The sequence below is a fragment of the Faecalibacterium sp. Marseille-Q3530 genome, from assembly GCF_017377625.1.
GTDB classification, from domain to species: domain Bacteria; phylum Bacillota; class Clostridia; order Oscillospirales; family Ruminococcaceae; genus Faecalibacterium; species Faecalibacterium prausnitzii_E.
The window spans coordinates 1-25,471 of sequence record NZ_JAFREH010000015.1; the positions used below are offsets into that span (position 1 = coordinate 1).

The 25,471-nt window shown below is 60.3% G+C and carries 23 protein-coding genes and 1 riboswitch; of the genes, 3 read left to right on the forward strand and 20 right to left on the reverse strand.

What is annotated here, in order from left to right; genetic code table 11:
• Window positions 1-604 precede the first annotated feature (604 nt).
• From J3350_RS11490 to J3350_RS11545, 12 genes are all read right to left on the reverse strand, one after another.
• Window positions 605-1,510, reverse strand: coding sequence for a CPBP family intramembrane glutamic endopeptidase (locus J3350_RS11490; RefSeq protein ID WP_207686716.1), 906 nt, complete (start codon window positions 1,508-1,510; stop codon window positions 605-607).
• Window positions 1,507-1,818 (reverse strand): heavy metal-binding domain-containing protein, encoded by a 312-nt coding sequence (locus J3350_RS11495; RefSeq protein ID WP_097791320.1) that lies wholly within the window; start codon window positions 1,816-1,818, stop codon window positions 1,507-1,509. The genes J3350_RS11490 and J3350_RS11495 overlap by 4 nt, the downstream gene beginning before the upstream one ends.
• Entirely contained in the window at window positions 1,799-2,452 is a 654-nt protein-coding gene (locus J3350_RS11500) for a MerR family transcriptional regulator (RefSeq protein ID WP_207686717.1), read from the reverse strand. The genes J3350_RS11495 and J3350_RS11500 overlap by 20 nt, the downstream gene beginning before the upstream one ends.
• 107 nt (window positions 2,453-2,559) lie before the next feature.
• Window positions 2,560-3,747: a DEAD/DEAH box helicase gene (locus J3350_RS11505; RefSeq protein WP_207686718.1), complete on the reverse strand. Its 1,188-nt coding sequence runs from the start codon at window positions 3,745-3,747 to the stop codon at window positions 2,560-2,562.
• A gap of 126 nt (window positions 3,748-3,873) precedes the next feature.
• Window positions 3,874-4,185 (reverse strand): HU family DNA-binding protein, encoded by a 312-nt coding sequence (locus J3350_RS11510; protein ID WP_055190838.1) that lies wholly within the window; start codon window positions 4,183-4,185, stop codon window positions 3,874-3,876.
• Between the two features lie 141 nt (window positions 4,186-4,326).
• Window positions 4,327-7,566 carry a carbamoyl-phosphate synthase large subunit gene (gene carB, locus J3350_RS11515; protein WP_207686719.1) on the reverse strand — a complete coding sequence of 1,080 codons (3,240 nt, stop codon included), beginning with the start codon at window positions 7,564-7,566 and terminating at the stop codon, window positions 4,327-4,329.
• Window position 7,567: 1 nt separating this feature from the next.
• Entirely contained in the window at window positions 7,568-8,674 is a 1,107-nt protein-coding gene (locus tag J3350_RS11520; RefSeq protein WP_207686720.1) for a carbamoyl phosphate synthase small subunit, read from the reverse strand.
• A gap of 33 nt (window positions 8,675-8,707) precedes the next feature.
• Window positions 8,708-9,301, reverse strand: a complete 594-nt coding sequence (gene pyrE, locus J3350_RS11525; protein WP_097791326.1) for an orotate phosphoribosyltransferase — start codon at window positions 9,299-9,301, stop codon at window positions 8,708-8,710.
• 145 nt (window positions 9,302-9,446) lie between these two features.
• On the reverse strand, window positions 9,447-10,373 hold the full coding sequence (locus J3350_RS11530; RefSeq protein WP_207686721.1) for a dihydroorotate dehydrogenase: 927 nt from the start codon (window positions 10,371-10,373) through the stop codon (window positions 9,447-9,449).
• Window positions 10,373-11,146 (reverse strand): dihydroorotate dehydrogenase electron transfer subunit, encoded by a 774-nt coding sequence (locus J3350_RS11535; protein ID WP_118553950.1) that lies wholly within the window; start codon window positions 11,144-11,146, stop codon window positions 10,373-10,375. Before J3350_RS11535 ends, J3350_RS11530 begins: the two co-directional genes overlap by 1 nt.
• Entirely contained in the window at window positions 11,127-11,993 is an 867-nt protein-coding gene (pyrF, locus tag J3350_RS11540; protein ID WP_207686722.1) for an orotidine-5'-phosphate decarboxylase, read from the reverse strand. Before pyrF ends, J3350_RS11535 begins: the two co-directional genes overlap by 20 nt.
• A gap of 181 nt (window positions 11,994-12,174) precedes the next feature.
• Window positions 12,175-13,365: a dihydroorotase family protein gene (locus tag J3350_RS11545; protein WP_097791330.1), complete on the reverse strand. Its 1,191-nt coding sequence runs from the start codon at window positions 13,363-13,365 to the stop codon at window positions 12,175-12,177.
• A gap of 440 nt (window positions 13,366-13,805) precedes the next feature.
• Between J3350_RS11545 and epsC the strand changes: the two genes are divergently transcribed.
• Window positions 13,806-14,477 (forward strand): serine O-acetyltransferase EpsC, encoded by a 672-nt coding sequence (gene epsC, locus J3350_RS11550; RefSeq protein ID WP_097791331.1) that lies wholly within the window; start codon window positions 13,806-13,808, stop codon window positions 14,475-14,477.
• Window positions 14,478-14,576: 99 nt separating this feature from the next.
• On the opposite strand, the gene J3350_RS11555 is transcribed toward epsC, so the two are convergent.
• The 8 genes from J3350_RS11555 to J3350_RS11590 all read right to left on the reverse strand — a co-directional run bounded on the left by J3350_RS11555 (window position 14,577) and on the right by J3350_RS11590 (window position 22,993).
• Complete coding sequence (locus J3350_RS11555; RefSeq protein WP_207686723.1) at window positions 14,577-15,677, reverse strand: glycosyltransferase family 2 protein; 1,101 nt, start codon at window positions 15,675-15,677, stop codon at window positions 14,577-14,579.
• Window positions 15,678-15,756: 79 nt separating this feature from the next.
• On the reverse strand, window positions 15,757-16,179 hold the full coding sequence (locus J3350_RS11560) for a DUF3842 family protein (protein WP_207686724.1): 423 nt from the start codon (window positions 16,177-16,179) through the stop codon (window positions 15,757-15,759).
• Window positions 16,179-17,567, reverse strand: a complete 1,389-nt coding sequence (locus tag J3350_RS11565) for a Sapep family Mn(2+)-dependent dipeptidase (RefSeq protein WP_207686725.1) — start codon at window positions 17,565-17,567, stop codon at window positions 16,179-16,181. The genes J3350_RS11560 and J3350_RS11565 overlap by 1 nt, the downstream gene beginning before the upstream one ends.
• 89 nt (window positions 17,568-17,656) lie before the next feature.
• Window positions 17,657-18,139, reverse strand: coding sequence for a small multi-drug export protein (locus tag J3350_RS11570; RefSeq protein WP_097791335.1), 483 nt, complete (start codon window positions 18,137-18,139; stop codon window positions 17,657-17,659).
• 37 nt (window positions 18,140-18,176) lie between these two features.
• Window positions 18,177-18,929: an exodeoxyribonuclease III gene (locus tag J3350_RS11575; RefSeq protein WP_097791336.1), complete on the reverse strand. Its 753-nt coding sequence runs from the start codon at window positions 18,927-18,929 to the stop codon at window positions 18,177-18,179.
• A gap of 18 nt (window positions 18,930-18,947) precedes the next feature.
• Window positions 18,948-20,324 (reverse strand): MATE family efflux transporter, encoded by a 1,377-nt coding sequence (locus tag J3350_RS11580; RefSeq protein ID WP_207686726.1) that lies wholly within the window; start codon window positions 20,322-20,324, stop codon window positions 18,948-18,950.
• A gap of 805 nt (window positions 20,325-21,129) precedes the next feature.
• Window positions 21,130-22,410 carry a folylpolyglutamate synthase/dihydrofolate synthase family protein gene (locus J3350_RS11585; RefSeq protein ID WP_207686727.1) on the reverse strand — a complete coding sequence of 427 codons (1,281 nt, stop codon included), beginning with the start codon at window positions 22,408-22,410 and terminating at the stop codon, window positions 21,130-21,132.
• Window positions 22,411-22,477: 67 nt separating this feature from the next.
• Window positions 22,478-22,993: a folate family ECF transporter S component gene (locus J3350_RS11590; protein WP_118553961.1), complete on the reverse strand. Its 516-nt coding sequence runs from the start codon at window positions 22,991-22,993 to the stop codon at window positions 22,478-22,480.
• A gap of 141 nt (window positions 22,994-23,134) precedes the next feature.
• A riboswitch (THF riboswitch) is annotated at window positions 23,135-23,230 on the reverse strand.
• A gap of 293 nt (window positions 23,231-23,523) precedes the next feature.
• Between J3350_RS11590 and J3350_RS11595 the strand changes: the two genes are divergently transcribed.
• On the forward strand, window positions 23,524-25,215 hold the full coding sequence (locus tag J3350_RS11595; protein ID WP_097791340.1) for a M3 family oligoendopeptidase: 1,692 nt from the start codon (window positions 23,524-23,526) through the stop codon (window positions 25,213-25,215).
• Between the two features lie 20 nt (window positions 25,216-25,235).
• Entirely contained in the window at window positions 25,236-25,451 is a 216-nt protein-coding gene (locus J3350_RS11600) for a hypothetical protein (RefSeq protein WP_370569319.1), read from the forward strand.
• Window positions 25,452-25,471: the final 20 nt, after the last annotated feature.

The window sequence follows — 25,471 nt, forward strand, 5'->3', positions numbered from 1 at the left end:
AGCGTTCGTCCTGAGCCAGGATCAAACTCTTTATAAATGATATTTATCACTTAAAAAGTGTTAAATCTTTTTCGCTCAGCACGCAATCGCTTGCGTCCTGTGTGAATTACTTTGTTTGGAATTGTTTACCGTGTTTTTCCAACACGAAAATAGGTTCCGTTACAAGTTTTTCGATATTGTTCAATTTTCAAGGTCCTGTGCGCCTCAGCCAACCGGCTGACGACTTGATTATTTTATCACAGAAGTGATTTTTTGTCAAGCATTTTTTTCGAAGCGTTTCGAACATTCTGAACTTGGATCGTCTCAAGTTTCTCGGAACAAACCGGAACTTCTCAACGTCTATTGGTTCTTTTCTCTCGCTTCTCAGCTGGGACTTCAGAAGTCATTCTTTTGTCTCAGCGCTTGGCGCTCAAGTATAATACCATACACTGGGGTGGATGTCAACACTTTTTTACAAGTTTTTTCAAAAAACTTCAAATTGCTGCGTTCGGGTTAGTTCGGTCTCTCTTTTTTGCTGCCAATGTGCTGCTGTTTCAAGCTTTCTTCCTATTATATAGAAAAGCTCCACGCCTGGCATCGGAGGATGCAGACATGGAGCCTGGATTCAGCTTTTCTCTTCCTGTTTCATCTCGCGCAGCGTGAGCCAGACCGCTGCTGCCAGCACCGGCAGCAGCCCGATCAGACCAATGGGCGTGGGGCCCAGCACATTATAATAGGCATCTGCCGGGTAGGTCAGCACCGTGAACAATGCCGCAACTGCATTGAATGCACCATGCGCGATGGCCGGCACCCAGATGCAGCCGGTCTTTTCATAGAGAAGATCCAGCAGACTGTTCATGGCAAAGCAGAACACACACCATACCACAAGGCCCAGCACAGGCGCGCCCAGATAGTCCGTGCCGTACTCATAACCCACCAGCAGCATCAGCGGCCAATGCCAGACGCCCCAGATGACACCGCCCAGCAGACGGCCATTGAGCAGGCCAAATCGTTCCTTCAGGCAGGGCATCATATACCCACGCCATCCGGCCTCCTCGCCCACGGCAAAGAACATATTGATGAGCGGACCCAGCGTCACGGCAAGCAGGCCGGTCTGCAACATGTAGCTGACATTGGATACCCCCAGCTGGCTTTTCAAAGTCTGGGCGTCCATCTCGCCGCCGTAAGCCGCCACCAGCCAGCTGCCCGAAACGTCCAGCCGATGCGGGAACACGGCAAAATAGAGCACCGCTGCCAGCGCAGTGAACACTGCCGGGCCAAACCAGGCAGCCAGCCAATAGCGGCGCTTGCCCTGCACCTTCCAGCCGATGCCGGTGGGCTGATGCAGATAGACTTTTTTCGCCGCCAGCACGGCCGCCAGAGGGCAGAACATGCTCACGGACAGCAGCGCACGATATACCGCAGCATTGCCCTGAAGGAGCTGCATGCTTGCATACACCTGACACAGCCAGGCCAGACCGAATGCCGTTAAAAAGTAGATTCCAAAACCCTGTTTTTCTCTGCTGCTCATACGAACTTCACCGCCGTTCCATACGCAATGACTTCCGCTGCGCCCTGCATGACGCTGGCGGACGCATACCGCATTCCGACCACAGCATCCGCGCCCAGCTCTTCGGCGTTCTTGACCATGCGGCCAGTGGCGATCTGCCGGGCTTCGGTGAGCATCTCGGCATAGTCGGTGACTTCGCCGCCCACAAGGGTGCGGAACCCGGCCATGATGTCGTGGCCGAAGTTGCGGCTCTGCACCGTGCTGCCCCGCACCACGCCCAGGGCCTCCATCTTTTTGCCGGGGACTTCGTTAATAGTTACGATAAGCATCTTCTTCTCCCTTTCTGATCTCTCGGATCCGGTCTGCCAGAACCTTCAGCGTACCAAGGATGCAGCCCGCCGGGATGCCGAACAGCAACACCAGCAGCGGCAGCGGCGGCATATCCTGCGGGTCCATCCAGACGGTCCACGCGATAATGCCCATGGTCAGCAGCATGATCGCGGTAAACAGACTTGCGCCCACCAGCGCCCCTTTGATGCGCTCGGCTTTCCGGTCTATCTGTTCAATGTTCACAAAGGACACCCCCTGTTCCTCTTTTGCGGACAGACGCGCCAGCGTCTGCTCCACATCCAGTTCACTGAGGCTGCCGGGTTCCCGCTGCAATCGCTCGCAGAAGCTGATGGCTTCGTCGAGGTCGGTGCGGCGGGCGCACAGACGTTCCATCTGGCGGGCCATGCCGTCGGCAAGGGTATACTCCCCTTCCAGCATCTGGCGGATCTCCGCCAGCGGAACATCCAGCTTGCGCAGCAGCTTGATGCGGCGCAGGCGTTCCACGTCCGCCTCGGAGTAGCTGCGGTATCCGTTGCCGGGTTCCCGCCGGGGGCTGATGAGCCCTTCTTCCTCATAAAAGCGGATGTTCTTCTTGGTCACGCCCACGGCAGCTTCTACTTCGTTGATCTTCATCGCTCGGCGGCCTCCTTACGCACCTACTTTACACCTTCCAGAAAGGGGAAGGTCAAGGGGTTTCAGCAAAAAAGTCTTCCCCTCGCCGAGAGAAAGACTTTTTGCGCTTAAAAATAGCACTTGATCTGGAACCGATCGGCATGGTCGGCCTGTTTCTCCACCACGATCCGCTCATGGTTGAAATCGAAGTGGACCGGGGTGCACAGTTCCGTGTTTCGGGTCAGGCGGAGAAGCTCCTGCACCCGCTTCTTTTCCTCCGGCACATAGAACAGGTAGCTGACGCCCTCTTTTTTGGCGCGGCCGGTGCGGCCGATGCGGTGGGTGTAATGTTCGTTGTCGCCGGGGACGTCGTAGTTGATGACGGCGTCCACGTCCGAGACGTCGATGCCGCGGGCCGCCACATCGGTGGCCACGAGGATGGCCAGTTTGCCGTCCCGGAAGTTCTGCATGATCTGGTTGCGCTCTTTCTGGGAGAGGTCGCCGTGGAGGCAGTCCACCGAGAAGCCGAGGCGGGCCAGCTGGTTGGCCAGCGTGGCCGTGTTGAACTTGGTATCACAGAAGACCATGACCCGCTTGTAACCCTCGCCGATGATGATCTGGGCCAGGTCGGAGAGCTTGTTGCGGCCGGAGGTCTCCAGCATGTACTGGGTGATCTTGGGCTGGCTCTCCTCCTTGGGCTGGACGGTGATCTCCTCGGCGTTGTGCTGGTACAGCCAGCCGATGTCCATGACCTCGCGGCTGATGGTGGCCGAGAACATGGACAGGTGTTTGCGGGCCTTCATCAGCTCAATGATGTGGCGGACATCCTTATAGAAGCCCATGTTCAGCATCTCGTCGGCTTCGTCCAGCACGATCTGGGTGACGTGGGAGAGGTCGATGCTGTGGTGTTTGTAATGGTCCATCAGGCGGCCGGGGGTAGCGACCACGATCTGGCACCCCTCTGCAAGGCGTCTGGCCTGCTTTTCCATGTTGGCACCGCCGTAAACGCAGGCAACTGCAACGCCCGGCATAAAGGCCGTGAGGGCGGTCAGCTCGTCGGCGATCTGCTGGGCCAGCTCACGGGTGGGGGCCAGAATGACCGCCTGCGGCACCTTTTGGGCCGGGTCGATCTGTTCGGCCACCGGGATGCCGAAGGCACAGGTCTTGCCTGTGCCGGTGGGAGCCTTGGCGATGACGTCCCGCCCCGCCAGCATGACGGGGATGGTCTTTTCCTGAATTTCGGTCATTTCCGCAAAGCCCATCTGCTCCACAGCCTTGTGGATGGCTTCGCTGCAATGCAGTTCACTGTACAGCATGATCCTTCTCCATTCCGTTCCGATTTTCTTACAGTATACCATGAAATGCCGCGCTTGTCAGTAACAAAAAGAGCCATGCCCCCATTTGGGAGCACAGCTCTTGGATGCAGATCTCTGTTGCAGGGATCAGGCAGTCTCTTCGACGCTCTTGTCAGCGGCACGGCCTGCTTCGAGCTTCTGCTTGAAACGGCCGCTGGCCTTGAAGCCAGGGATGGAGGTGGACTCCAAACGGCTGGAGACCTTGGTCTTGGGGTTGGTGTAAGCCTTCGGCTTGCGGGGACGCATCTCGAAGCGGCCAAAGCCGGCGATGGTCACCTTTTCATCTGCGCGCAGGCAGTCTGCGATCTGGTCAAACAAAGCGTCCATCGTGGTCTCGACCTGTGCTTCGGTGAAGCCGGTCTTGCGCGCCACGGTCTCAATCATCTGGGAACGAGTCATTTTTATCGATATCCTCCTGGAACGTCCAAAAGTAACGTCTTTTGGCAAATTTTGCGTTGTTGATTATAACAAATGCGGCCCTTCATTACGATGGATTGCGCACGAAACGCATCTTTTTGCGCACGAGTTACATTCAGACCGTCAATTCCTATGATACAGCGTTGCAATATCCACCAGAGGGATATTCTTGAGCTCGTGTTCACTGCGCAGGCATTCCACCAGCGCATTGGCCGTATCCACGGCGGTGATGCAGGGGATGCTCAGCTCCACAGCCTTGCGGCGCAGGCGGACGGAGTCGCGCTTGGGGTCGCGGCCCTTGGCGCTGGTGGAGAAGACATAGTCCACCAGACCGCTCTGGAGCAGGTCCACAATGTTGGGCGACTCGCCGGACATGTTGCGCACCTCGTTGCAGGGGACCATGTGCTTGTTGAGCCAGGCGCAGGTGCCGGAGGTGCCGTAGAGCTTGTAGCCCATGCTCTTGAGCTTCCAGGCGATGTCCACGAACTCCGGCTTGTCGCTGTCCTTCACAGTGAAGATGCAGCAGGAAGCGGGGCCGGGCGTCTTGAAGGTATAGCCCGCACCGATCAGGCCCTTGAGCAGGGCGTCGTGGAAGTTGGGCGCGATGCCCAGCACCTCGCCGGTGGACTTCATCTCCGGGCCGAACTGGGTATCGACGCCGTGCAGCTTCTCAAAGCTGAAGACGGGCACCTTGACCGCCACATAGGGGGCGTTGGGGTGCAGGCCGGTGCCGTAGCCCATGTCGGTGAGCTTCTCGCCCAGGCAGCAGCGGACGGCCAGATCGACCATGGGCACACCGGTGACCTTGGAGATGTACGGCACGGTACGGGAAGAGCGGGGGTTGACCTCGATGACATAGACCTTGCCGTTGGAGACCGCGTACTGGACGTTCACCAGACCGGTGACGTGCAGCTCGCGGGCAAAGCGGCCGGTATAATCGACCATGGTGTCGATCTCGGCCTGGGTCAGATGCTGGGCCGGGTAGACGCAGATGGAGTCGCCGGAGTGGACACCGGTGCGCTCGATCTGCTCCATGACGCCGGGGATGAGGAAGTTCTCGCCGTCGCAGATGGCGTCCACTTCGCACTCGGTGCCCATGATATACTTATCCAGCAGGACGGGGTGATCCATATCCACGTGCTCGGTGATGACGCCCATGTACTCGATGACGTCGGCCTTGGTGTAGGCGACGATCATGTTCTGGCCGCCCAGCACGTAGGAGGGGCGCATCAGGACGGGCAGGCCGATCTCATCGGCAGCCGCCAGAGCCTCTTCCAGATTGAAGACGGTGCGGCCGGGGGCGCGGGGGATGCCGCAGCGCTCCAGCAGTTCGTCGAAGCGCTCGCGGTCCTCGGCCTCGTCGATGGCATCCGCCGGGGTGCCCAGAATGGGCAGACCGATCTCGTCCATGTGCTTGGCCAGCTTGATGGCGGTCTGACCGCCGAACTGGACGACGCAGGCGTCGGGCTTCTCGGTGGCGATGATGTTATCGACGCTCTCCGGGTTCAGCGGGTCGAAGTACAGGCGGTCGCCGGTGTCGAAGTCGGTGGAGACGGTCTCCGGGTTGTTGTTGACCAGGATGGCCTCGCAGCCGTGCTTCTTGAGCGTCCAGACGCAGTGGACCGAGCAGTAGTCGAACTCGATGCCCTGACCGATGCGGATGGGGCCAGAACCGAAGACGAGGACCTTCTTTTTCTTTTCAGGGGCAGCGGCTTCCTTCTCCGCGATGAACGCGGCGGCTTCGTTGTCGCCGTCGTAGGTGGAGTAGAAATACGGCGTGTTGGCCGAGAACTCGGCTGCACAGGTATCGACCATCTTGAAACCGGCACGGTAGTTCGCGATGGGCAGCTCGTCCACCTCGGCCAGACGCCGGATGGTCTTATCCTGGAAGCCGTACTTCTTGGCCTCCTTGTACTGCGCAGCGCTCAGAACGCCGTGGCAGTTGGCCAGGCCCTTTTCGAGGTTGGCCAGGTGCTGCATCTTATCCAGGAACCACCAGTCGATCTTGGTGATGTTCCAGATGGTCTGGTGGTCGATGCCGCGCTTGAGGGCCTCGTAGACGCAGAAGACGCGCTCTGCATCCTGCACATGCAGGTGTGCCACGATCTCGTCATCGGTCAGCTCCTCAAAGGGCTTGTGGGTCAGGGTATCCATGCCCAGCTCGATGGAGGAGACGGCCTTCATCATGGCAGCCTCGAAGCTGTTGCCGATGCTCATGACCTCGCCGGTCGCCATCATCTGGGTGCCCAGAGACTTGTCGGCATAGACGAACTTATCGAAGGGCCACTTCGGGTACTTGACCACGATGTAGTCCAGCGCAGGCTCGAAGCAGGCGCAGGTCTTGCCGGTGACGTCGTTGGTGATCTCGTCCAGCGTATAGCCGATGGCGATCTTAGTGGCCACCTTGGCGATGGGATAGCCCGTGGCCTTGGAAGCCAGTGCAGACGAACGGGACACGCGGGGGTTGACCTCGATGACCGCGTAGTCGTAGCTGTCCGGCTTGAGGGCGAACTGGCAGTTGCAGCCGCCCTCGATGCCCAGCTCGGTGATGATGTCCAGCGCAGCGGTGCGGAGCATCTGATACTCGTGGTCGGTCAGGGTCTGGGAGGGAGCCACGACGACCGAGTCGCCGGTGTGGATGCCGACGGGGTCCAGGTTCTCCATGTTGCAGACGGTGATGACGTTGCCCTTGTGGTCGCGCATGACCTCATACTCGATCTCTTTCCAGCCGGCGATGCACTTTTCCACCAGGATCTGATGGATGGGGGAAAGACGCAGGCCGTTGGTGCCGATCTCGATGAGCTTTTCGCGGGTCTCGCAGATGCCGCCGCCGGTGCCGCCCATGGTGAAGGCGGGGCGGACGATGACCGGGTAGCCGATGCGGTCGGCGCAGGCCAGTGCGTCCTGCAGCGTCTCAACGACCTCCGAGGGGATGATGGGCTGGTGCAGCTTTTCCATCGTCTCCTTGAACAGCTCGCGGTCCTCGGCGCGGTCGATGGTCTCCGGCTTGCAGGCCAGCAGGCGGATGCCGGTGCGGTCCAGATAGCCGGAGCGGGCCAGCTCCATCGAGAGGTTCAGGCCCATCTGACCGCCCAGGTTGGGCAGCACGGAGTCGGGCTTTTCGATCTCCAGGATGCGCTCCACGACTTCGAGGGTCATCGGCTCGATGTAGACATGGTCGGCCACGTCGGGGTCGGTCATGATGGTGGCGGGGTTGGAGTTGAGCAGAACGGTCTCAATGCCCTCTGCCTTCAGTGCGCGGCACGCCTGCGTACCGGAGTAGTCGAACTCGGCGGCCTGACCGATGATGATGGGGCCGGAGCCGATGACCAGTACCTTTTTGATTCTGGGGTCCTTAGGCATTTTAGCGTGCCTCCTTTGCTGCTTTGACGTTGTTCAGGAAGCGGTCGAACAGGAACTCGGTGTCCTTGGGGCCGCCGTTCGCTTCGGGGTGGAACTGGACGGTGAAGCAGTTCCACTTCTTGTATTTGATGCCCTCACAGGTGCCGTCGTTGGCGTTCACCTGAGCCACCTCGCCCATCTCGGCGGGCAGCTCGTCGCCCACGACTGCATAGCCGTGGTTCTGGCTGGTGATGAAGGTGCGGCCGGACTCAAAGTCGGTGACGGGCTGGTTGGCACCGCGGTGGCCGTACTTGAGCTTCATGGTCTTGGCACCGGCGGCCAAAGCGGACAGCTGGTGGCCCAGGCAGATGCCGAAGGTGGGGATGCCCAGTTCGAAGATATGGCGGAGGTTCTCGATGACCTCCACCGGCTCGGCGGGGTCGCCGGGGCCGTTGGACAGCATGATGCCGTCCGGATTCAGAGCGACCACTTCCTCGGCGGTGGCGAAGGCCGGCATGACCGTGACCTTGCAGCCGCGCTTGACAAGGCACCGCACGATGTTCCGCTTGCAGCCGTAGTGCATCAGCACGATGTGGGTCTCGCCCTTCTCGTTGAAGACTTCGGGCGCTGCGCAGGTGACGTTCTTGACCGCATCGGTCACGGCATAGGCGCGGATGGTCTCCAGCAGCTTGTCCGTCTCGGCTTTGTTGGCCGGGTCTGCGGGGTCAAAAGTGGTCAGGATGGCGCCGTTCATCACACCGCTCTCCCGGATGATGCGGGTCAGGTGGCGGGTGTCGATGCCCTCGATGCCGATGGTGTTGTTTTTCTTCAAAAAGCTGTCCAGCGTCTCCTCACAGCGCCAGTTGGAGGGCGTGGTGCAGGCTTCGCGCACGATGTAGCCCCTGGCCCAGATGCGGTCGGACTCCATGTCGCCCTGGTTCATGCCATAGTTGCCGATGAGGGGGTAAGTCTGGGTGATGATCTGGCCATAATAGCTGGGGTCGGTCAGGGTCTCTTCAAAGCCGACCATGCCGGTGGCAAAGACGACTTCGCCCACGGTGACGCCCTCTGCGCCCACCGACTGGCCCGCAAAGACCATGCCGTTCGCCAAAAGAAGATATGCGTTCATAGGTACTCCTTGTTTCAACACAGATGCGCGGCCTTACAGGGTCTGCTTCGCTTCCTGCTTCATCTTGCGGCTGCCCAGATGGACCAGCGGCAGCTTGCCCTCCTTGCAGATGGGGCACTCTTCGGGTGCGTAGTTGGGCAGGTCCAGCTTGAGGGCGCTTGCCACGATGGGGATGGGCGACGGAGCTTCGGGCTTGGTGCGGTCCACCACGCAGGTGATGCCCACGCAGATGCCGCCGTTCTCCTCGATGACGCGCTTGGTCTCCAGAGAGGAGATGCCGGTGGTCACAACGTCCTCTGCGATGAGGCACTTCTCACCCGGATGGATGGCAAAGCGCTTCAGGGTCATCACATTATCAACGCGCTCGGTGAAGATGGCGCGCTTGCCGGTCTGGCGGGCCAGCTCGTAAGCGTAGACGATGCCGCCCATGGCCGGGCCGACGATGACATCCACGTCCAGCTCCTTGACCTTGTCAGCCACGGCCTTCATGACCTCGGCGCAGCGGTCGGGATACTGCTGCAGATAGGCCATCTGGCAGTAGGCGCTGGAATGGCGGCCGGAGGAGAGCAGGAAATGGCCCTCCAGGAATGCGTCACAGCTCTTCAGGATCTCAAGTGCTTCACTCATTGTACTTTTCCCTCTCTTTGTTGCAGTTCGTGTTTTTCGTACGATCACGCAGTATTGTACCACGCTTTTTATGGAAACGCAAATTTATTCACTGATTTTCTGCTTCTTGTGAATATTTGCATTTTTATGCGGTTAATTCCAAGTTTTATCCATTGCTGCGGGCGCAGCCGCGGATCTCGTCCAGCGTCTTGACGCCGTTCTTGTCCATCCATGCGGCCATCTCCTCGGCGATGGTCTCCATGGCGCGGGGATTCGCAAAGTTGGCAGCGCCCACCTGCACGGCCGTGGCACCAGCCATGATGAACTCCAGCGCGTCGCGGCCGGTGGCAATGCCGCCCAGACCCACGACCGGGATGTTCACGGCACCCACAGCCTGCCAGACCATCCGCAGTGCGATGGGGCGGACCGCCGGGCCGGACAGGCCCGCGAAAATATTGTTGAAGACCGGCTTGCGCTTTTCGAGGTCGATGGCGCAGGCCTGGAAGGTGTTGGTCAGGCTGATGGCATCCGCACCGGCTGCCTCGACGGCCTTGCACATCTCCGGGATGTTCTCGGCCTGGGGGCTGAGCTTGACCATGAGCGGCTTTTTGCAGGCATCGCGGACCATCCGGACCACTTCACCGGCTGCTTTCGCCTTGACGCCGTAGGCCATGCCGCCCACCTTGACGTTCGGGCAGGAGATGTTCAGCTCCACGATGTCCACGGCGCTGTCGCTCAGCATCGCAGCGCCCTCGACATACTCTTCCTCGCTGTGACCGCCGAGATTCGCGATGACCACCGTGCCGTATTTCTGCCGCAGCTCCAGCATCTCGTTCAGCTCCACGTCAATGAAGTGCTGGACGCCGGGGTTCTGCAGGCCGATGCTGTTGATGAGGCCGGAAGGGGTCTCCCACAGGCGCTCCCCCTTGTTGCCGTACTGGCCGTGCAGGGTCAGGCCCTTGCCGGAGATGCCGCCGATCCTGGAAAAATCGGCCAGTTCCTCATACTCGACGCCGTAGCCGACCGTGCCGGATGCGCCGATGATGGGGCTGTTCATCACAAAGCCCAACAGGTTCGTTTTCAGATCTGCCATCAGAAGAACACCTCCGTTGCATCAAAGACCGGGCCATTCTTGCACACGCTCTTGCCTTCGCCGCCTCTGGTCTCGCAGGTGCAGCCGAGGCAGGCCCCGATGCCGCAGGCCATCTTCTTTTCCAGGCTGACGAAGCAGGGGGTCCCCTTCTCCGCGCAGAGGCGGGCGGCGTTCTTCATCATGACCGTCGGGCCGCAGACGAGGACGGCGTCGTAATCCGCCGGGTCATACAGCTGGGTGACAAAGCCGTGGAAGCCCACCGCGCCGGTGTCGGTGGACACCTTGACGAGGTTGGCGATGGAGCGGTATTCCTCCATGCAGTAGGGCGCATCCCGGAAGCCGAAGAAGACATCGGGCCGGACGCCTGCTGCGGCCAGTTCGCGGGTGACCTGATACATCGGCGCGGTGCCGATGCCGCCGCCCACCACAGCGATCTTTCGATACTGTCCGGCCAGCGCCGGGATGTCGAACCCATTGCCCATCGGGCCGGTCAGCTGGAAGGTATCGCCCTTTTTCAGCGCGGCCAGCTTGTGGGTGCCCTCGCCGATGACCTGATACAGAAACTCGATGGTCTGGGTCTCCGGCTCCCACTTGTGGACGCTGATGGGCCGGGAGAGGAAGGGGGCCTCGTCGGCACCCCAGGCACGCAGGGTGAAGAACTGACCTGCGTGGGGCAGATGTTCGCGGTCCGGCCAGAGGGCGCGCAGCAGGCGGATGTCTGCCGCGATGACCTCATGGCTCAGAACGGTGGCTTCACAGCAGGCTGCACGCATGGGCGATGGCCTCCTTCATGTTCACGCACTCGTTATAGGCAGCCTCGTCAAAGGCAGTGCCCGGCTGCTTCTTGTAAGCCAGCAGGATGCCGCGGCTGGAGTTGACCACGCCGCCGTTGCCCCTGGTGAGATACTGGGCGATATCCTCGGCCTTGCCGCCCTGTGCGCCGTAGCCGGGGATGAGGAAGAAGCTGTCCTGATACTTGGCGCGGATCTCGGTGGCCTCCTCGATGTGGGTGCCGCCGATGACCAGACCGATGGAGGAGTAGCCGTGCTCGCCCATGTAGTCCTTGCCCAGAGCGTTCAGCTTATCGCCCACCAGGTCGTAGACGTGGCGGCCGTCGGCCAGCTTCTCATACTCGAAGTCCTTGGCGCCGCCGTTGGAGGTGCGGCAGAGCACGAACATGCCCTTGCCCTGCTTTTCGGCGTAGGGCAGATAGGGGCTGATGGAATCCAGACCCATGTAGGGGGCCAGGGTGACAAAGTCGGCCTCAAAGTCGCCGGTGAAGTGGCCCATGGCGTACATCTCAGCAGTCTTGGCGATGTCGCCGCGCTTGATGTCGGCGATGACGGGCACGCCTGCCTCACGGACAGCCTTCAGGGTGTCGGCATAGGCTTTCATGCCGTCCAGACCCAGCGCCTCGTAGTACGCGATCTGGACTTTGAAGCAGCCGGCGACCGCCTTGGTGGCTTCGATGAGCTGTTTGTTGAAGCGGACGATGTTCTCGCCCTTGGACAGGGTGCTGTCCACAAAGTCCGCGGGCAGATAGCTGAAGTCGGTATCCAGGCCGACGCAGACCGGGCCGCGCGCCTCAACAGCTTCGTACAGTTTGTCCATGTTCGTCATAGTTGGTTCCTCCGTTGCTCTCTTCATGATTTATGTCGGGAATCCCCTCTCCGCCATCGCTGTCGCGATGCCACCTCCCCCAAAGTGGGAGGTTCTGGCAGAGATTGCAAAGTTTGCGTTTTTTGCCAGACGCTCGCCCTTCGGGAGAGCTGGCGCGCAAGCGCCTGAGAGGGTCCGTCTTTTATTCTTCTGCCTGATAGGTCAGCTCGCCGCCCTTGACGGTGGCAAAGACCCTGCCGTAGAGCTGTGCGCCATCAAAGGGGCAGTTGTGGGATTTGGAGTGGAGCTTGTCCTTGTCCACCGTATAGGGGGTGTCCAGATCCACCAGCACGAAGTCGGCATCGTAGCCGGGCTCCAGCTGACCCTTGGCCAGACCCAGGATCTCTGCCGGGCGGGTGCTCATCAGGTGGACCAGCAGTTCCAGCGGCAGGCCCTCCTCCTTGCAGAGCTTGGTGTAGCAGACGCCGAAGGCCGTCTCGCTGCCCACCATACCGGCCATGCCCTTGAGCTTGTCCTCTTCCGAGTGGGGTGCGTGGTCGGTGGCGATGGCATCCACCACGCCGGTGCGGATGGCCTCAATAAGAGCGGCCACATCGTCTGCGGTGCGGATGGGCGGATTGACGCGGTAGTCGCAGGTATCCTTGGTGAACCACAGGTGGTGGGGAGTCACCTCGCAGGTGACGGGGGCCCCGCGCAGCTTGGCCATCTGGATGGCCTCGATGGCACCGCGGGTGGACACATGGCACATGTGGAGCCGGGTCTGGTAATACTCGCTCAGCCAGCAGTTGCGCACCGTCTCGATGTCCTCGGCCAGGCGGTAGTCCCAGGGGCTGATCTCCATATCCTCGGCGTGGCTCATCACGGTGATGTCCCGCTGGGTGCAGATGGCGAAGGCTCGCGCCATGGTGGCGTTGTCCTGCACACCGTGGCCGTCCTCGGTGATGAACCGGACGCTGGCGGGCAGGGTCTTGAGGTGGTCCAGCGTCTTGCCATCGAAGTTCTCGGTGATGGAGACGGTCTGGTTCACATCGCACAGGCCCACCTCTGCGGCCTTCTGCTCCACCATTGCGGCCTGCGCAGCCGAAGAGCAGACGGGCTTGGTGTTGGGCATCAGGTTGACGAAGGTGTAGCCGCCCGCAGCCGCTGCACGGCTGCCCGTCTCGATGTCCTCCTTATATTCAAAGCCCGGTGTGCGCCAGTGGCAGTGCAGATCGACGAAGGCGGGCAGCACGGTAAGCCCCCCGGCATCCAGAACGACCTCGTTCTCCCCGGCCAGAGCCTCCAGATCCTGGCCGACCGCCGCGATCTTTCCGTCCCTGACGAACAGCTCCACGGGGCGTCCTTCCGTGTTGACAGCGTTTACAAGCAGCATGGTACGATACCTCCCTGTTTTTGGTGTGCGCTCGATTGGGCAAAAAAAAGAACTTTTCCTCAAATGGAAAAGTTCGAATCACGCAAAAAAGGAAACACGGAACCCACTGCAAAAAAGGCAGCAAACTGATTTTCCAGTTTTGCGTTCATTTTTGACAGCATGTCGGTGTCTCCTTTGTTCGTGCATTTGTTTCGTTATATTTTAGCATAGAAGCGCGAAATGTGTCAATGCTTCCGGGCTTTTTTCTTTGTAAAAAGGTTTCGGGCCGAACTCAGCAAATTTTAGCTACTCTACCGAAAAACCAAAATCCCCCCTCCGAACCGGAAATTTGAGGCCGCAATCCCTAGCAAAATGCTGTACATTAAAGTTCAGATGTGTTATCATAATACTCAAACGAGAGAGCCGCCGCGGGCGGCATTGGAAAAGGGAGGGTTTCCCACATGGGTTTATTGGAGGACGCACGGAACATCCAGCGCAAGGACCCCGCCGCGCGCAGCGTGCTGGAGGTCATTCTGCTGTACCCCGGCTTTCACATCCTGGTCTATCACCGCATCGCGCACTGGCTGTATGAGCGCGGGCACTTTTTTCTGGCGCGATGGGTCAGCCAGCGCGGCCGGCATAAGACCGGCATCGAGATCCACCCCGGTGCCCGGATCGGCAGGTGCCTGTTCATCGACCACGGCATGGGCATCGTCTTCGGCGAGACGACCGAGATCGGTGACAACTGCACCATCTACCACGGCGTCACGCTGGGCGGCACCGGCAAGGACACCGGCAAGCGCCACCCCACGCTGGGCAACAACGTGCTGATCGGCGCAGGCACCAAGGTGCTGGGCCCGGTCTACATCGGCGACAACGCCCGCATCGGCGCGGGCAGCGTGGTGCTGAAGAACCTGCCCGCCAACTGCACCGCCGTCGGTGTGCCCGCCGCGGTGGTCCGCATCAACAACAAGGCCGTCAACCCCGCCGACGACCTCGACCAGCAGGATCTGCCCGATGTGGTCGCCCAGCGCATCACCGACCTCGACCGCCGCATCAGCGCCATGGAGAAGGCCGCGCAGGGCGATGTGCCTCCGACCATCCACGACATCCGGAAACGCAGCCCGAAATAACCGGCATCCTGCCGCAGCAAAAAAGCATCCTGACCCGGATTCGTCCGGTCAGGATGCTTTTTTCCGTCAAGATGTGTTTTCAAGCGCCGACATGGGAACTCATTCCGCGCGGCGGCGGGCTTTGTCCGCATACCCCTGATCGTGCCGTTGCAATTTCCCGTATGTGAGCCGTGTCATCAGATACAGCGGCACCCGGAACCGGAAAAAGAACAGTGGGACATAGCGCTTCCGGTTGTTCCAAAATTCCTTGAGGGGCGCTTTCGAAAGGTGCCGGAGCGTCGGGCAGTCGTCGATCATCTTCCGCCAGGCGTGCCAGGCCTGGATCGGGCCGTCCGGATTTGCGGGGTTGAAATAGCACTTATCCAACAGGCGAACATACGTCTTCATGAGCCAGATATCGTAGGCCGCCCAGAAGTCTGCGCCCTTCTTTTCCCGCTGGCCGAATTCCACGACCCGCTGATCGACTGTATCCAGATAGCCCGGCAGCCGCTTGTCGTGAATATGGCACATGGAGTCCGGACGCAGCCGATAATAGTAAAGGTCTTTGTCCAGAAGCCCTACGGAATGCGCCCGTTCCAGCAGGTTCAGGTTCCAGATCATGTCTTCGCACTGCTTCAGGCTCTCATCAAAATAGAGATGGTTCTCTTCCAGAAAGTCTCTCCGCACCAGTTCGATCCAGCAGGCTCCGGAATAATACGGCACGGCGCGGTGATATTCATCCAGCACACCGAGCTGCAGCGCGTTCAGCAGTTCCCGTTTGCCGGTGCGGTAGGTTCCCGTGCGAAGCGGGCTGGGCTGCGGCAGCGGCTGTCCTTCCGGATACGGCATATAGCCGAATGCGATCAGATCCACCGCATCGCTCGCGACCTCCATGACCGATTCCAGCAGATCCGATTTCCACAGATCATCCGAATCCACACAGATGATCCACTCCCCGCTCGCTGCCCGCAGGCCCGTGTTCCGCGCCGCAGGCAGACCCCGGTTCTCCTGATGGATCACCCGGATACGCGGGTCTTTTTGTGCATATTCTTCGCAGATCATCGGGCAGCGATCCGGCGAACCATCGTCCACAAGAATGATCTCGATATTCTCATACGGTTGTTCCAGAATGCTGTCCACACAGGTTTGAAGATAGGCTTCCACCTTGTAGACCGGAACGATGACGCTGACCAGCGGCTGCTTCGCACACTTTGTTTTCATCCGCATTTCCTCCAGAGCTTTTTGGCCCTTATTTTAACATGCGGCCTCCCCTGTTTCAAGAAGTTTGAAAAAAATCTGCTCAACCGATCCCGGAACAAAGTTCCTTCACTTTCTGGGCCGCAGCCGCCACGAGCTGACTGACGGGCTGATCCGGCACACCGACCACGTAGTTCTCGCAGTGGTTGATGGGCACGAGCACCCTCTTGGCCCCGCTCTGGCAGACCGCAGCCGCCATGGCCGGGGTGATCTCGCCCAGCAGGGCATCCGCAATGACGATGCCGATGGGCCCCACGATGACGTCTGCACGGCGGCAGTTGACCACCACCGCGTTCTCGCCGGTGGCAGCGCGGGAGGCCCCCGCCTTGAGCATGGCGTTCGCGGCCAGGCTGTTGGTGCCCACAGCAGTCAGTTCTGCCTCCGGGCAGGCCGCTGCCAGGGCAGACACCAGCTGCCGGCCCAGACCGCCGCCCTGCCCGTCGATGACAAGCACCTTCGCCGCCATCAGAAGTCGATCTCCTCAAGGCGCAGCAGAGCTACGATGTAGATCTTCATGGCCTCCAGCAGCTTGTCGATGGGAGCCGACTCGTTGGCACCGTGCATCGGGCCGCCGAAAGCAGGCAGCTTGACGTCGTTGTGCTCCGGGCCAAAGCTGACCGCATAGGGGAAGTGGCGGGCGTAGGTGCCGCCGCCCATGGTGAACGGGGTGGCGTTCTCCCCGGTGACCTCGTTGTAGGTGTCGATGCAGGCCTTGATGGCAGGGGTGTCGGCCCCGATGTAGAACGGCTCAGCGCTCTCGACGTTTTCGAGGGAAGCGCCCTCGCCGATGGCCGCACGGATCTGCTCTGCCATCCGGTCGCCGGTGGTGCAGGTGGGATAGCGGCTGTCCAGCGTCTGCACGAATCTGCCCTCCCGCATGAAGATGCGTCCGCCGATGACGGTCAGCGGGCCGAAGGGGCCGTCGGCACAGGCGACACCGATGCCCTCACCGGCCGTGGAAGAATGCAGCTTTTTCAGCGCTTCCAGATAGGCGCGCTCGGCCTCGTTGCACAGGCCGTTGTCCAGCAGGTAGTCCACCACCAGACCGATGGCATTGACGGTGCCCTGCGGGGTCGCTGCATGGCCGGACTTGCCCCAGCCGCGGATGCGCACGCCGTTGCCTTCCGGCTCCAGCGTGATGTTGGGGGCGTTCTTCAGCTTGGTGATGTCAGTCTCGACCAGCGCACTGGCACGGTCCGGCACGGCATTGTTGGCCACGCCGCCCACGAAGTCCTTGATCTCGCCGTTGCAGACCGGGCTGACCAGCTCAGCGCCGAAGTGGCCCTTTTCGCCGTTGCAGACCGGGAACTCCGCATCCGGGGTGAAGCAGAAGACCGGGGCCGAGTAATGCTTGAGGTAATACTTCACATCGGCCATGCTGGTCTCCTCGTTGTCGCCGACGAGGGCGCGGATGGGGTACTTGAGCGAATAGCCCTGCTCCTTGAGGAACTTCAGGGCATACAGGATGGTGATCATGGGGCCTTTGTCGTCGGCCACACCGCGGCCGATGAGCCAGCCGTCCCGGACCTCCATCTGGAACGGGTCGCCCGTCCAGCCGTTGCCTTCGGGCACGACATCCACATGGCAGATGGTGGCCAGATACTTCTCGGCGTCTGCGCCGGGCAGCTCTGCATAGCCAATGTAGTTTTCGCAGTTGCGGGTGGCAAAGCCCATGCCTGCGGCCAGTTCCAGCGTCTTATCCAGCGCTGCGCGTGCACCCTGGCCAAAGGGTGCGCCCTCTGCGGGGGTGCTCTCCACACTGTTGATGGAAACAAGCGCCTCAATATCCTTGAGCCACTGCTCCTTGTTCGCCGCAATGAATGCGTCGATCTTCTGGTTCAAAGCCTGATCCATGGTTGGTTCGTCCTTTCTTTTGTCTTAACAGACACATTGCTGTTTATTCTAACACATTTCGCGCAAGATTGCCAGCCCGGCTGCCGCCGTCATACCGCAAACAGGCTGCTGGCCGCGCCCAGAACGCCCATGCTGGCCAGGCCCATGATGATACCGGCCAGCAGCACACCGCCCATGCAGGCGATGAGGACATCCTTGAACTTCATGTCGAGGATGGACGCCGCCAGCGTACCGGTCCAGGCACCGGTGCCGGGCAGCGGGATGCCCACGAAGAGCAGCAGCGCCACGGTCAGGCCCTTGCCGGCCTTCTCTTCCAGCTTGCGGCCTCCCTTTTCGCCCTTGACGATGAAGAACCGGCAGATGGGTCCGATGACCGGCTTGTGGTAGCCCCAGATGAGGAACCGCCGGGCGAACAGATAGATGAACGGCACCGGCAGCATATTGCCCAGCACACAGATGACGTAGGTGGGCAGCACCGGCAGGCCCAAACCCAGGCCGATGGGAATGGCACCGCGCAGCTCCACCACGGGCACCATCGAGACGAAGAAGACGAGCAGATAGTTCTTGAGCATGGATACTCTCCTTTGTTGATTCAAAACGAATGGAAGCTCACAGGTCAATGACCAGTTCCACCGGGCAGTGGTCGGAGCCGAAGATCTCGTTGTGGATCTCCGCCGCGCGGATCTTGTCGGCAATGCGGCGGGAAACGATAAAGTAGTCGATGCGCCAGCCTGCGTTCTTCTCGCGGGCATGGAAGCGGTAGCTCCACCAGCTGTATTTCACCTCATCCGGGTGAAGGACCCGGAAGCTGTCGGCAAACCCGGCCTCCAACAGCTCGGTCATCTTGGCCCGCTCCTGGTCGGTGAAGCCCGCGCTCATCCGGTTGGTCTTCGCGTTCTTGATGTCCTGTTCGGTGTGGGCGACATTCAGGTCGCCGCAGAGGATGACCGGCTTTTTCGCATCCAGCGCCAGCAGATAGGCCCGGAACGCATCCTCCCAGGTCATCCGGTAGTCCAGCCGCTTCAGGCCGTCCTGGCTGTTGGGGGTGTAACAGTTGACGAGGTAGAACGCCGGATATTCCAGCGTCAGGACCCGGCCCTCATGGTCGTGTTCCTCGATGCCGATGCCGGTCGTCACCGCCAGCGGCGGCTGTCTGCACCAGCAGGCCGTGCCGGAGTAGCCCTTCTTCTCAGCGGAATAGGTGTATTCGGTGTAGCCTTCCGGGGCGAAATCCGCCTGACCGGGCTGCATCTTGGTCTCCTGCACCGAAAAGATATCGGCATCCAGCGCCGCAAAGCTCGCGGCAAAATCGTGGGTCAGGCAGGCCCGCAGGCCATTGACGTTCCAGCTGATGAGTTTCATCGCATTGCTCCTTTGATGTTATGCTTGATATTTCGTCTTCCATGCACCGCTGTGGAAGCGGGCGGCAAAACAGGTCACGCGGCAGACCCAATCCACCACCATGGCGATCCAGACACCGACCGCGCCCAGCCCCATCCGGACACAGATGAGGTAGCTGAAGCCCAGCCGCCAGAACGCCATACTGAGGATGGATACCACCATTGTGAACTTCACGTCGTTGGCAGCGCGCAGCGCGTTGGGCAGCACGAAGGAGGTCGGCCACAGGAACAACGCGCAGCCCGCATGGATCTGCACCAGCAGAATGGCCAGTTCCATGGTCGCACCGGAAAGTTCATAGATGCCCACCAGCGGCTTCACGAACAGCAGGATCGCGCCATTGGAAAGGCTCATGGTAAGGTACGCCCAGAGCAGCAGCTTGCGGGTGTAATAGATGGCCTGTTCGTGGTCCCCCGCGCCGATGCACCGGCCCACGACCGTGATCATGGCCAGGCTGATCGCCTTGCCGGGGATGACGCCCATACCGTCGAGGTTGTTGGCCACAGCGTTGGCGGCGATCTGCACTGTGCCAAACGTCGAGATCATGCTGACCACAAGGATGCGGCCTGCCTCGAACAAACTATTCTCAAAGGCAGACGGGATGCCGATGCCCAGGATGCGCCGGGACAGTCCGGCATCCAGCCGCAGCGTTTTGGGAACGCGCAGCACATTGCCGGTCTCCTTATGATAGCACTTGCGCAGGATCAGAGCCGCTGCCACCACACGGGAGAGGACGCTGGGCCACGCAACACCCTCAACGCCCATTTTCAGACCGAAGATGCAGACGGCGTTGCCCACGATGTTGATGATGTTCATCAACAGGCTGATCTGCATCGAGATCTTGGAGTTGCCCATGCTCCGGAACAGGGCGGCACCGCCATTGTACAGCGCCAGGAACGGATAGCTCAGGGCAATGACCTTCAGGTAGCGCACACCGGCGTCCAGTACGTCGGCTTCGATCGAGCCATAAAACAGGCGGATCATGGGCCGGGCCATCACAAAGCAGACGACGCCCACCGCCGCGCCGAACAGGCCGCTGAGCAGGATGAGCTGACCGGCGCTGGCATCCGCATGCTTCTGCTCTCTGGCCCCCAGATACTGGCTGACCACCACCGCACCGCCCGTGGCCAGCGCCGCGAACAGCACGATGATGAGGTTGTTGATCATATCCACCAGGCTGACGCCGGAGATGGCCGCTTCGCCGCAGCGGGAGACCATCATCGTATCCGCCATGCCCACCGTCACTTCCAGCAGCTGCTCCACCAGCAGCGGGCCGGTCAGAAGCAGCAGCTCTTTCTGGGTGAACAGCGGCTTCCGCCCGCCGAACCGGATTTTTTCTTTGGTGATCGTTCGTTCCATAGAGTTCCTCACGTTTCGTTTTCCGGGCCGCCGGGCGCAAAAAGGCTCGGCTCCCCTCCTGCCGTCTTTACAGGCCGCAGTGCCGCATTTTAACATGCTTGTATTCATCTTAACACACCCGGTTTCGGTTGTAAAGAATCCATCTGCGGGTTTTGCAGATTCTTTCCCTACCCACGTGTTTTTGCGGATGTTCCCGGCGCTAGGGGAGCTTGTTTTATCAGTTTTGCCGAGAATGTTCTGCCAATTTTGTGCGTTGTGACAAAATATCAGATTTTTGTTCGATTTCCAGAACTTTTTTCAAAAAACCTCTTGCATTTTGCTTCGAAAAGTGCTATCTTGTATCCAACAAGAGTGGCAGTGGGATACAACGACTGCGACGAGCTTTGCCCCCACGGCTCTTGTGTTCATCCTTCTAATTTATATTGCTATTTTCTTCATTTACCTTCTTATCATTTACCCTGTCCTGTACGGGACAGAAAAAGCGCTTCCCCAACCTGCATGGGGAAGCGCTTTTTCGTACCCTCTCCGTCAACGCATTCGCGTTGCCAGCTCTCCCAAAGGGAGAGCCATTGGCAGGCCGGGCAACCCCATGCTGAACGCTGAACGTTTTCGAATCCCGTAAACGAAAGTGCTCCGCTGTCAAGACCAGCGGCATCTACACGATGGCTCTAACAAAAGAGCGTTTTTGTAGATGCTGTGAATCGAAACAGCGGAGCACTCTATTTTATGGTTTCGAGAAACTCTGTTCATTCAGCACAATCAAAACCGGCTCGCCAGTGGCTCCCCCTCTGGGGGAGCTGGCGCGTCAGCGACTGAGAGGGCAGATCTCCCGAAACGCTTCCCGCACCTCACCGGAGAAGTACAGCGTCCCCAACGCACAGACGGGGCCGGTGCCGCCCAGCTCCACCGCGCGGGCCACTCCGGCTTCGATGGACGGGGCAGGCTCCGCCGTGCCGCCCCGCACCTGGATGTGCTCCGCCAGCGTTTCGGCGGGCATGGCGCGCGGGGTATGCGCTGCCACCGTCACGAACCGGTTTGCCAGCGGGAGCAGAAGCTCCAGCATCTCGTCCACGTCCTTGTCGGCCATGATGCTGAGCAGAAAGACAAATTTCTGGCCGGGGAAACGGTCGTTCAGGCTCTGGACCGTGGCCCGCATCCCGTGGGCGTTGTGGCTGCCGTCCAGCAGGAAAGCGGGCGTGTGCCGCAGCAGCTCGAACCGGCCCGGCCAGCGGACGGTCTCCAGCCCCTGCCGGATGGCCTCCTCCGGGATGTTCCAGCCCTTTTCCCGCAGCACCCGCAGCACCGTGATGGCGACGGCGGCATTCCGGGGCTGGTAGCTGCCAATGAGCGGCAGGCGCACCCCGTTCAGGCCGTCGAAGTCAAAGGTCACCTCGTCCAGGTCGCCGCCTTCCACGGTCAGCTTCGAAAAATCGACCACATGGAGCGGGGCGTTCTGCTCTGCCGCCGTGCGGGCGATGACGGCGTCGGCCTCCGGCACACCGCCGTAGCTCACCACCGGGCTGCCCGGCTTGAGGATGCCCGCCTTGGCCGCTGCGATGTCCGCGATGGTGGGGCCAAGCTCCTTCACATGGTCCATGCCCAGCGCCGTGATGACCGCACACTCCGGCGGGTCGATGACGTTGGTGGAATCCAGCGCACCACCCAGACCCACTTCCAATACCACAATGTCGCAGTGCTGCTCGGCAAAGCAGAGCATGCCCAGCGCTGTGATGATCTCGAACTCGGTGGGCACATCGGCCATGGCATCTGCGGCGGGCCGGATTTTTTCCACCAGACGCACCAGTTCCTCGTCGCTGATCTGCTCGCCGTTCACCTGAATGCGCTCATTGAACCGGTTGATGAAGGGAGAGGTGTACAACCCCACCCGATACCCCGCCGCCTGCAGACAGGACGCCAGCATGGCTGCGGTGCTTCCCTTGCCGTTGGTGCCCGCCACATGGACGAACTTCAGCCGCTTGTGGGGGTCGCCCAGCGCAGCCAGAAGGGTGCGGGTGCGGGTCAGGCCGGGCTTATGCCCCGCCCACTGCACCGCGTGGATGTATTGCATTGCTTCTTCATAGTTCATGATGCCACGTTCCTTCAGAGAGACCCTCTCCATCTATGCAGACAGAGAGGGTCTGGTTTATGCTTTTTTATGCTTTTCGGACCAGAGCGGTCAGCGCCTTGTTTTCCAGCAGGATGCGGACGAGGAGGGTGTTCACCACGCTCAGCACCAGCGCGTTGGGGATGCGGGCAGCCAGCAGCGCCCACTGGTAGCCGTAGAAGAGGTGGAGGGCCAGCGAGTTGATGACCACAGAGCCCACCAGATGGCCTGCCAGAATGCTGATCTGCAGCCGCAGGCCCAGGCGCATCTCATGCAGAGACCGGTACAGCAGGCCGGACACCAGACCCACCGAACCGGCTCCCAGCGTGATGAGCGGGTTGATGGAATAGCCGGACAGGGTGCCGCCGATCATGTCGGCCAGTGCGCCCACGACAAAACCGCCCGCCGGGCCGAACCAGACCGCTGCCAGGTGGGTGGGCAGAGCGCCCAGATTGAACCGCAGGAATCCGGTGGACACCGTGAACACGCGGGCAAAGATGATGCTCATAGCCGTGAGCAGGGCCAGCATCGTCAGGGTACGAACGGACAATTTGGAATGATTCATCGTTGATCCTCCATTCCGGATGATGCAGGAGAAGACAAAACGCCCTCCCCTGTGACGAACCGCACAAAGGAGGGCGTGAATCCAACAAGTTTCACTTCCAGGCAGGGCCGCAGCCGGTCTCGCCTGCACCCAAGTCCATGCAGCAGCGGGATGCAGACCATGCACCGCGGGTCTCCCTTCGTCCGCAGCACAACTCCCCGTTGATGCGGCACTTAACGCGCATGGTCTTACTCTGTTGATACTGCTATTATATGCCTTTTTTCGGGCGGTTTCAATCGCACCTCTGCCACAGATTTCACAATTTGAGGCATTCTTTTTTAGAAGTTCTGCCAAAAAAGCAGAAGCCCCTCGGTATTCGCAGTACCGAGGGGCTTCTTGCTTTTTGTGAATCTCATGGAGATTCAATTTCCTTTGCACTTTTATTATACGCGCTTGTGATGAAAAGTCAAGCCATTCACAGTTTTCTTTGACTGTAGGCGCAAAACGTGATAAGATGGAACAAACTTGATACAGAAAGGACGTATCCGTCTATGAAATTCCGTGAGATGACTTACACCCGCCCGGACATCGACGCGCTGCTGGCCCGCTGCAAAGAGCTGGCCGCCAAAGCCGAATCCGCTGCCTCCGGCGAAGCGCTGGTCGCGGTCTACTACGAGCAGAGCCGCGCATTTGCCGATTACAACACCGCCGCCAACCTGGCTTCCATCCACTACACCTGCGACACCCGCGACGCCGCCTGGAAGGCTGAGCAGGACTTCTTCGATGCCAACGGCCCCGCCGTGCAGAATGCCAGCGTGGAGATCAGCCGGGCCTTCCTGGCCAACCCCCACGTCGATGCCCTGACCGAGGCCTTCGGCACCACCTGCGTGGCCGGCATGAAGAACGCCGTGCTGGGCATGGACGACCGCACCATCGACCTCCAGAAGGAGTACAACGCGCTGGTCAGTCAGTACCAGCAGGTCTACGGCGGTGCACTGGTCGAGTTCGACGGCAAGCAGCTGACCATCCCCCAGCTTGGCCCTTATAAGGAGAATCTGGACCCCGCCGTCCGCCGCGCCGCCTACGAGGCCGAGGCCGGTTACTTCGACGCCCACCGCGCCGAACTGGACGAGCTGTACACCAAGATCGTCAAGAACCTGAACGAGCAGGCAAAGATCCTGGGCTACCACGATTACAGTGACCTTTCCTACGTGCGGATGAACCGCATCGGCTACGGCCCGGAAGAGATTCGGAAGTTCCGCGACCAAGTGGCCAACGATGTGGTCCCCCAGCTGAAAAAGGTCATCGAGCTGCGCAAAAAGCGCACCGGCATCGAGCATCTGACCTTCACCGACCTGCCGGTCTCCTTCCGGGACGGCAACCCCAGGCCCATCGAGGGCTACGACGCCCGGATGGCCGCCTCCCGCACCATGTACCATGAGCTGAGCCCGGAGACCGCCGCATTCATCGACTTCATGCAGGACAACGAGCTGTTCGATGTCGAGAGCCGCCCCGGCAAGATGTCCGGCGGCTATATGACCAGCCTGCCCGCCTACAAGGCTCCCTTCATCTTTGCCAACTGGAACAACACCTCCGCCGACGTGGACGTGCTGACCCACGAGTGCGGCCATGCCTTTGAGGGCTATGTGGCCGAGCGGGACCCGAAAGTCCCCGCCGACCTGGAATGCCCCGGTATGGAGAGCGCCGAGATCCACTCGATGGCCATGGAGTTCCTGACGGCCCCCTGGCATCATCTGCTCTTCGGCAAGGACACCGAGAAATACGCCCTGCTCCACGCCGAGGACAGCTTCCTCTTCCTGGCCTATGGCTGCATTGTGGATGAATTCCAGCACCGGATGTACCAGAACCCCGACCTGACCCCCGACGAGCGGAACGCCGTCTGGCTGGAGCTGGAACACAAGTACCGCCCCTGGATCGACTTCGACAACCTGCCCTTCTACGGCCGCGGCGCAGGCTGGCAGCGTCAGCTCCACATCTATGAATGTCCGTTCTATTATATCGACTACTGCCTGTCCACCATGGCCGCTTTGCAGTTCTTCCTGCTCAGCCTTAAGGACCACAAGGACGCCTGGCAGCGCTACCTCCGACTGGTGCGCCGCGCCGGTATGGCCAGCTACGCAGAACTGTGCGAGACGGCCGGTCTGAAGGTTCCCTTCACCGATGGTTCCATCAAGGCCATCGCCGAGGAAATGGAGCAGTGGATCGCCGCCCATCAGGTCTGAGCGAAACCGAACGAAACCTCTTGAGTTCCCGCAACTTCCTCATCGTGGCGTTCGTGCTGTTCCTGGTCCTGAAGGCCTTCAACGCCCTGTTCAGCAAGAAGAAGGCCGAGGACGAGGCTCCCGCAGAGCCGACCACCAAGGTCGGCCCCTACTGCCAGAGCGAGATCGCCATCAAGGCCGTCCGCTGCCCCCACTGCACGTCTAAGCTGGAAGGTTTCCCGGAGATCAACGACTGACCTGTTTTCAAGATGCAAAA

Excerpts from the sequence above, each read along its gene's own strand:
- epsC (WP_097791331.1), top strand. The coding sequence starts at position 13,806 with ATGGGTTTATTGGAGGACGCACGGAACATCCAGCGCAAGGACCCCGCC.
- carB (WP_207686719.1), bottom strand. The coding sequence starts at position 7,566 with ATGCCTAAGGACCCCAGAATCAAAAAGGTACTGGTCATCGGCTCCGGC.
- J3350_RS11585 (WP_207686727.1), bottom strand. The coding sequence starts at position 22,410 with ATGAACTATGAAGAAGCAATGCAATACATCCACGCGGTGCAGTGGGCG.
- J3350_RS11590 (WP_118553961.1), bottom strand. The coding sequence starts at position 22,993 with ATGAATCATTCCAAATTGTCCGTTCGTACCCTGACGATGCTGGCCCTG.
- J3350_RS11555 (WP_207686723.1), bottom strand. The coding sequence starts at position 15,677 with ATGAAAACAAAGTGTGCGAAGCAGCCGCTGGTCAGCGTCATCGTTCCG.
- J3350_RS11500 (WP_207686717.1), bottom strand. The coding sequence starts at position 2,452 with ATGAAGATCAACGAAGTAGAAGCTGCCGTGGGCGTGACCAAGAAGAAC.
- J3350_RS11510 (WP_055190838.1), bottom strand. The coding sequence starts at position 4,185 with ATGACTCGTTCCCAGATGATTGAGACCGTGGCGCGCAAGACCGGCTTC.
- J3350_RS11570 (WP_097791335.1), bottom strand. The coding sequence starts at position 18,139 with ATGCTCAAGAACTATCTGCTCGTCTTCTTCGTCTCGATGGTGCCCGTG.
- J3350_RS11565 (WP_207686725.1), bottom strand. The coding sequence starts at position 17,567 with ATGGATCAGGCTTTGAACCAGAAGATCGACGCATTCATTGCGGCGAAC.
- J3350_RS11490 (WP_207686716.1), bottom strand. The coding sequence starts at position 1,510 with ATGAGCAGCAGAGAAAAACAGGGTTTTGGAATCTACTTTTTAACGGCA.
- J3350_RS11560 (WP_207686724.1), bottom strand. The coding sequence starts at position 16,179 with ATGGCGGCGAAGGTGCTTGTCATCGACGGGCAGGGCGGCGGTCTGGGC.
- J3350_RS11530 (WP_207686721.1), bottom strand. The coding sequence starts at position 10,373 with ATGGCAGATCTGAAAACGAACCTGTTGGGCTTTGTGATGAACAGCCCC.
- J3350_RS11595 (WP_097791340.1), top strand. The coding sequence starts at position 23,524 with ATGAAATTCCGTGAGATGACTTACACCCGCCCGGACATCGACGCGCTG.
- J3350_RS11505 (WP_207686718.1), bottom strand. The coding sequence starts at position 3,747 with ATGCTGTACAGTGAACTGCATTGCAGCGAAGCCATCCACAAGGCTGTG.
- J3350_RS11545 (WP_097791330.1), bottom strand. The coding sequence starts at position 13,365 with ATGCTGCTTGTAAACGCTGTCAACACGGAAGGACGCCCCGTGGAGCTG.
- J3350_RS11520 (WP_207686720.1), bottom strand. The coding sequence starts at position 8,674 with ATGAACGCATATCTTCTTTTGGCGAACGGCATGGTCTTTGCGGGCCAG.
- J3350_RS11535 (WP_118553950.1), bottom strand. The coding sequence starts at position 11,146 with ATGCGTGCAGCCTGCTGTGAAGCCACCGTTCTGAGCCATGAGGTCATC.
- J3350_RS11580 (WP_207686726.1), bottom strand. The coding sequence starts at position 20,324 with ATGGAACGAACGATCACCAAAGAAAAAATCCGGTTCGGCGGGCGGAAG.
- J3350_RS11575 (WP_097791336.1), bottom strand. The coding sequence starts at position 18,929 with ATGAAACTCATCAGCTGGAACGTCAATGGCCTGCGGGCCTGCCTGACC.
- pyrE (WP_097791326.1), bottom strand. The coding sequence starts at position 9,301 with ATGAGTGAAGCACTTGAGATCCTGAAGAGCTGTGACGCATTCCTGGAG.
- J3350_RS11495 (WP_097791320.1), bottom strand. The coding sequence starts at position 1,818 with ATGCTTATCGTAACTATTAACGAAGTCCCCGGCAAAAAGATGGAGGCC.
- pyrF (WP_207686722.1), bottom strand. The coding sequence starts at position 11,993 with ATGACGAACATGGACAAACTGTACGAAGCTGTTGAGGCGCGCGGCCCG.